The 5,270-nt window shown below is 35.0% G+C and carries 5 protein-coding genes; 4 read left to right on the plus strand and 1 reads right to left on the minus strand.

Translation table 11 applies throughout. The features are described from left to right. Nucleotides 1-377: 377 nt before the first annotated feature. The 4 genes from HU235_RS15175 to arsC all read left to right on the plus strand — a co-directional run bounded on the left by HU235_RS15175 (nt 378) and on the right by arsC (nt 4,132). Nucleotides 378-1,610, plus strand: a complete 1,233-nt coding sequence (locus HU235_RS15175; protein WP_174880743.1) for a cytochrome P450 — start codon at nt 378-380, stop codon at nt 1,608-1,610. Between the two features lie 418 nt (nt 1,611-2,028). After that, nucleotides 2,029-2,373 carry an ArsR/SmtB family transcription factor gene (locus HU235_RS15180; protein ID WP_095299632.1) on the plus strand — a complete coding sequence of 115 codons (345 nt, stop codon included), beginning with the start codon at nt 2,029-2,031 and terminating at the stop codon, nt 2,371-2,373. A gap of 15 nt (nt 2,374-2,388) precedes the next feature. Next, nucleotides 2,389-3,687, plus strand: coding sequence for an arsenic transporter (locus HU235_RS15185; RefSeq protein ID WP_174880740.1), 1,299 nt, complete (start codon nt 2,389-2,391; stop codon nt 3,685-3,687). 25 nt (nt 3,688-3,712) lie between these two features. After that, nucleotides 3,713-4,132 (plus strand): arsenate reductase (thioredoxin), encoded by a 420-nt coding sequence (gene arsC, locus HU235_RS15190; RefSeq protein ID WP_174880741.1) that lies wholly within the window; start codon nt 3,713-3,715, stop codon nt 4,130-4,132. Between the two features lie 219 nt (nt 4,133-4,351). On the opposite strand, the gene HU235_RS15195 is transcribed toward arsC, so the two are convergent. Beyond that, on the minus strand, nt 4,352-5,218 hold the full coding sequence (locus HU235_RS15195; protein ID WP_174880742.1) for a permease: 867 nt from the start codon (nt 5,216-5,218) through the stop codon (nt 4,352-4,354). Between the last annotated feature and the right edge of the window lie 52 nt (nt 5,219-5,270).

The raw sequence follows: 5,270 nt of genomic DNA on the forward strand, positions 1-5,270 counted from the left end.
CCCTTCCCTTTCCCTTGTCTATCCCTCTCTTTTATTAAAAAACGATAGATTTCTTTTAGCATATATTATACAAGTGAAATTACACCTACAAAAGCTTAGAAATACTAGATTTACAGGCTTCTTGTCCTATACATATTTAGAAATCCCCTTCATACTATGTACTCTTTAAGAATTTTCTTGATTAAAGTAAGGTGAAAATAGTCACATCGAATTAAGTAGAGAATGTTTAGGATAAATCATACTATGTGACCTTACTGTAACGAACGGAGGATGTAGATTCACTACAATTCAGTGTAAGATGATGCAAACTAAATTCTTGGTCCCTTCGCTACACTGATTGTCAAACCACTGTAACTTGAGGGAGGAATAAAAACATGATCACGAAAGAAGTTATTCCTGTAAATGAAATCACAAATTTCAAATCACGTGCAGAAGAGTTTTTTCCTATCGAATGGTATAAAGAGATGCTTCTCAATCACCCTGTGTATTTCCACGAAGGTACAAATACGTGGAATGTGTTTAAATATGAACACGTGAAACAGGTATTAAGCAATTATGAAGTTTTCTCAAGTGAAGGAACAAGAACAACTATTTTCGTAGGCTCAAATCACAAACAACAAAATCCTTCATCCATCACAAACCTTACAAATGTTGATCCACCCATGCATCGAAAAAGTCGTTCATTGTTAGCAGCAGCCTTCACCCCTCGCAGTTTGAAAAACTGGGAACCTCGTATTCAACAAATTGCAAAAGAGCTTGTTGAGGAAATTCAAGAAGATTCAGTTGTAAATATTGTTGATGCCCTTGCTTCTCCATTACCTAGTCTCGTCATCGCTGACTTATTTGGCGTTCCGCTCGAAAACAGATATCAGTTTAAGAAATGGGTTGATATTCTTTTCCAGCCTTACGATAGAGAAAGACTGGATGATATTGAATTAGAAAAGCAAAAGGCAGCGAAGGAATATTTTGAGTTTCTTTACCCAATTGTCGTACAAAAACGGTTAAATTTAACTGATGATATTATTTCTGACTTAATTCGAGCTGAAGTAGATGACGAAAGATTTACAGATGAAGAAATCGTTCATGCAACAATGCTGCTTTTAGGCGCTGGTGTCGAAACGACAAGCCATGCGATCGCAAATACATTCTATTCATTGCTATACGATGATGCATCGATTTATGAAGAGCTAAGAAACAAGATTGAACTTGTTCCAAATGCAGTTGAAGAAATGCTTCGTTACCGATTCCATATGTCACGTAGAGATCGTACCGTTAAACAAGACAATCATCTATTAGGTGTTGACTTAAAAAAAGGAGATGTCGTCATTGCATGGATGAGTGCATGTAATATGGATCCTGATTTGTTTGAAGATCCATTCACGATGAATATTCATCGTTCAAACAATAAGAAGCACTTAACATTCGGTAATGGACCACACTTCTGTTTAGGTGCACCACTAGCACGATTAGAAATGAAGCTTGCACTAGAGGCATTCATTCAAAGGTTCTCTCGGATTGAAGCAGTTTCTGGGTTTGAGTTAGAGAACAATTTGACAGTATCAGCTACTGGACAATCTCTAACAAAATTGCCAATGAAAGTTTATGAATAGAATCAATCAATAGCTAGTGCATAACTCATTTTTATTCCCCCAGTTCTCTGCGCTGCTGGGGGAGACTGTTTTTGTTATAAAAGGACATAGTCGTTTATTTATAAATATTCTTTTCCCTTTTCCAGTAATGATTGTTCACCATTTCTTTCATTTGTTTCTTATAAGAAATTCGTCAATTTCATTTGCCCCTCACTAGTCCATTTATCTACACCATTCATTTAAATTTGTAAAATTATCTTCACAAACACCATTACTGGTAATTTTAGTAGTAGAAATCTACACTAGCCATATTTCAACTCCTTCATCATGACATTTCACTTCGTTTAACCGAAAGAACAATTGAAAATAATATTAAGCCATTGAATATATAAGCAAATTATTATATATTAATATGCGGATGAATTCGGGAGGTGTAATAATGAAAGAAGCGACAATTGAAATAGAAAAAACAGCAACCATTCTAAAGCTTTTAGGTGACAAAACTAGATTAACAATGGTGAAAATGCTGGATTCAAATGATTGCTGTGTATGTGAATTTGTTGAGGTTTTCAAGGCAAGTCAGCCTGCCATTAGTCAACATCTTCGCAAATTAAAGGATGCTGGAATTGTCAAAGAAACGAGAAGAGGGCAATGGATTATCTATTCATTAAATAAAGATAGTGATCATTATTCTTTAGTCGAAAATATCCTTCAATACCTGCCGAATCAAGATTATCGCATCAAAGAACTAGAGGAACAAGGATTACGAATTTCATGTGAGTAATGGAGGATTAAAATCATGACATCAGTTATTTTAGCATCAGTGATTTTTTTACTCACACTTACACTTGTCATATGGCAGCCAAAAGGTTTATCCATCGGTTGGTCTGCATGTGGCGGAGCGATTCTTGCTCTACTTGTAGGTGTTGTAGATTTTAAAGATGTCATTGATGTGACATCGATTGTATGGAATGCAACACTAGCTTTCGTTGCAATTATTATTATTTCACTAATCTTAGATGAGATTGGATTTTTTGAATGGTCAGCCTTACACATGGCAAGAGCCGCAAAAGGTAATGGGATTAGAATGTTTGTTTATGTTAGTATTCTCGGAGCTATTGTTGCTGCCTTTTTCGCAAACGATGGGGCTGCATTAATTCTTACACCCATTGTGTTAGCGATGGTAAGAAATTTAAACTTTAGTGAAAAAATGGTGTTCCCATTTATTATCGCAAGTGGCTTTATTGCTGATACTACTTCACTTCCATTAGTGGTAAGTAACCTTGTTAACATTGTATCGGCTGACTTTTTCAATATTGGTTTTGTTGAATTTGCATCAAGAATGATCATTCCGAACTTTTTCTCATTGGGTGCTAGTATCTTGGTTTTATATCTCTTTTTCCGTAAAAGCATCCCAAAAAAATATGACCTAACGCAATTAAAAAAACCAGTAGAAGCGATTCGCGATAAAAAGATGTTTAAATTGTCATGGATTGTTTTGGGAATCTTGCTTATTGGTTATTTTGTAAGTGAGTCATTCGGAATTCCAGTTTCTTTCATTGCTGGAATCGTTGCGATTTTCTTTCTAATGATGGCAAAAAGAAGTTCAGCAGTTAACACAAAAACCGTTATTAAAGGAGCACCTTGGGCGATCGTATTTTTTTCCATCGGAATGTACGTTGTTGTTTATAGCTTAAGAAATGTCGGTTTAACAGATGTTTTAGCGGACATGATTCAGGCTGTTGCAGACCAAGGATTATTTACAGCTACTGTTGGTATGGGTTTTATTGCAGCTATTTTATCTTCAATTATGAATAACATGCCAACCGTTATGATCGATGCGCTCGCTATTTCCGATACTAGCTCAACAGGTGTTATAAGAGAAGCGCTTATTTATGCAAATGTCATAGGTTCTGATTTAGGACCAAAGATTACACCGATAGGTTCACTAGCTACATTACTATGGCTTCATGTTTTATCATTAAAAAATGTAAAAATCTCTTGGGGAACATACTTTAAAACTGGAATTATTTTAACAATTCCAACCTTGTTCATTACCCTAGTTGGTTTATATATTTGGTTACTTATCATCCATTAAATTTACTTAAAAAGGAGCAAACAACATGGCGAAAAAAACAATTTACTTCTTATGTACTGGAAACTCTTGCAGAAGCCAAATGGCAGAAGGCTGGGCAAAAAAATATTTAGCTGATGGGTGGAATGTATATAGTGCTGGAATTGAGGCTCATGGCTTAAATCCAAATGCTGTTAAAGCAATGAAAGAAGCGGGAATTGATATCTCAAATCAAACGTCTGATATCATTGATCCGGAAATATTAAATAATGCTGATTTAGTTGTTACTTTATGTGGAGATGCTGCAGATAAATGCCCAATGACACCACCACATGTAAAACGCGAGCATTGGGGATTTGATGACCCTGCTAAAGCAGAAGGAACAGATGAAGAAAAATGGGCTTTCTTCCAACGTGTTCGTGACGAAATTGGAGAAAGAATTGAGCGTTTTGCTAAAACTGGTGAATAACAACAAGCTAGGGTCTCCTAAATCAAGGAGACCCTTTCGCTTTGAATATTTTAATATTATCTACAATTTTTCTTTTCCGTTTCAGCTGAACAGCAATTTTTGCTTTTTTCCTCGTTTTCATTGTTTTCTTCTACCTCTTTAATCACTACATTACAACAATTTGCATCTTTCTTAGAATCCTTTTTGAATAGATTGAACATAAATATTTTCCCCATTTCTTTATATTAAATAAAAGATAAAACCTGCTAATGTTGACATTGTTACCACCGATAATACAAAAGTGAAAACTAATTCCCGTTTAAAAATTGACTTTAATAAAATGACTTCTGGCAAGCTTGCACCCGCTGAGCTAATCATCATAGCCATAACAGGACCTAATGCCATCCCTTTCATAATAAGAATCTGTGAGATAGGGATCATACTTGATAATCGTATATACAATGGAATCCCTACAATTGCGGCTATTGGAATCAACCACCAATGATCATCACCAAAAGCCGTTGAAATCCATTCAGTTGGTACTAATCCATGAATGATTGCTCCTATTGCTGCACCGATAATGAGATATGGATAAACACTTTTCATAAGAGCTATTGTTTCTTCAAATGCTAATTTCATATTGAAATTTTTATTGCCTTCCTCATAACCAGACATCACAACATTTTTTACATACTTTTCAAATCCCAATGCTTCAAGAACAAAACCAATAACAATTGAGAAAATACTTGTCACTACCGTATAAACAATCGTTACCTTCCACCCAAGAACAACTCCCATGATCGTAATAATTGTTGGGTCTAGTACTGGTGAAGCAAAAAGAAAAATCATAACGATTCCAAAAGGCATTTTCTTTTTCAACATATTTACTACTACTGGGATTGTAGAGCATGAGCAAAATGGTGTTATAAAAGCAAATACGATCGCTACGAATGCAGCTAAAACTTTATTTTTACCCGCCAATTTTTTCTCGATTTTTTCATAAGGGATATATCCTTGTAAAAGACTAATGAGAAAGGAAATGACGATAAATAAAACCGTTAATTCTAACGCAATAAATATAAAATTTTTTAAAGTCTCAATCCACATCGTTTATCCCCCTCTTGTTAACAGCAAGCTGTTTTACAGCATAATGTTGAAT

Source organism: Metabacillus niabensis (assembly GCF_902829255.1).
GTDB lineage: Bacteria > Bacillota > Bacilli > Bacillales > Bacillaceae > Metabacillus > Metabacillus niabensis.

Bases quoted from the DNA above. Each gene is read 5' to 3' on its own strand.
- arsC (WP_174880741.1), top strand. From the start codon at position 3,713: ATGGCGAAAAAAACAATTTACTTCTTATGTACTGGAAACTCTTGCAGA.
- HU235_RS15195 (WP_174880742.1), bottom strand. From the start codon at position 5,218: ATGTGGATTGAGACTTTAAAAAATTTTATATTTATTGCGTTAGAATTA.
- HU235_RS15185 (WP_174880740.1), top strand. From the start codon at position 2,389: ATGACATCAGTTATTTTAGCATCAGTGATTTTTTTACTCACACTTACA.
- HU235_RS15180 (WP_095299632.1), top strand. From the start codon at position 2,029: ATGAAAGAAGCGACAATTGAAATAGAAAAAACAGCAACCATTCTAAAG.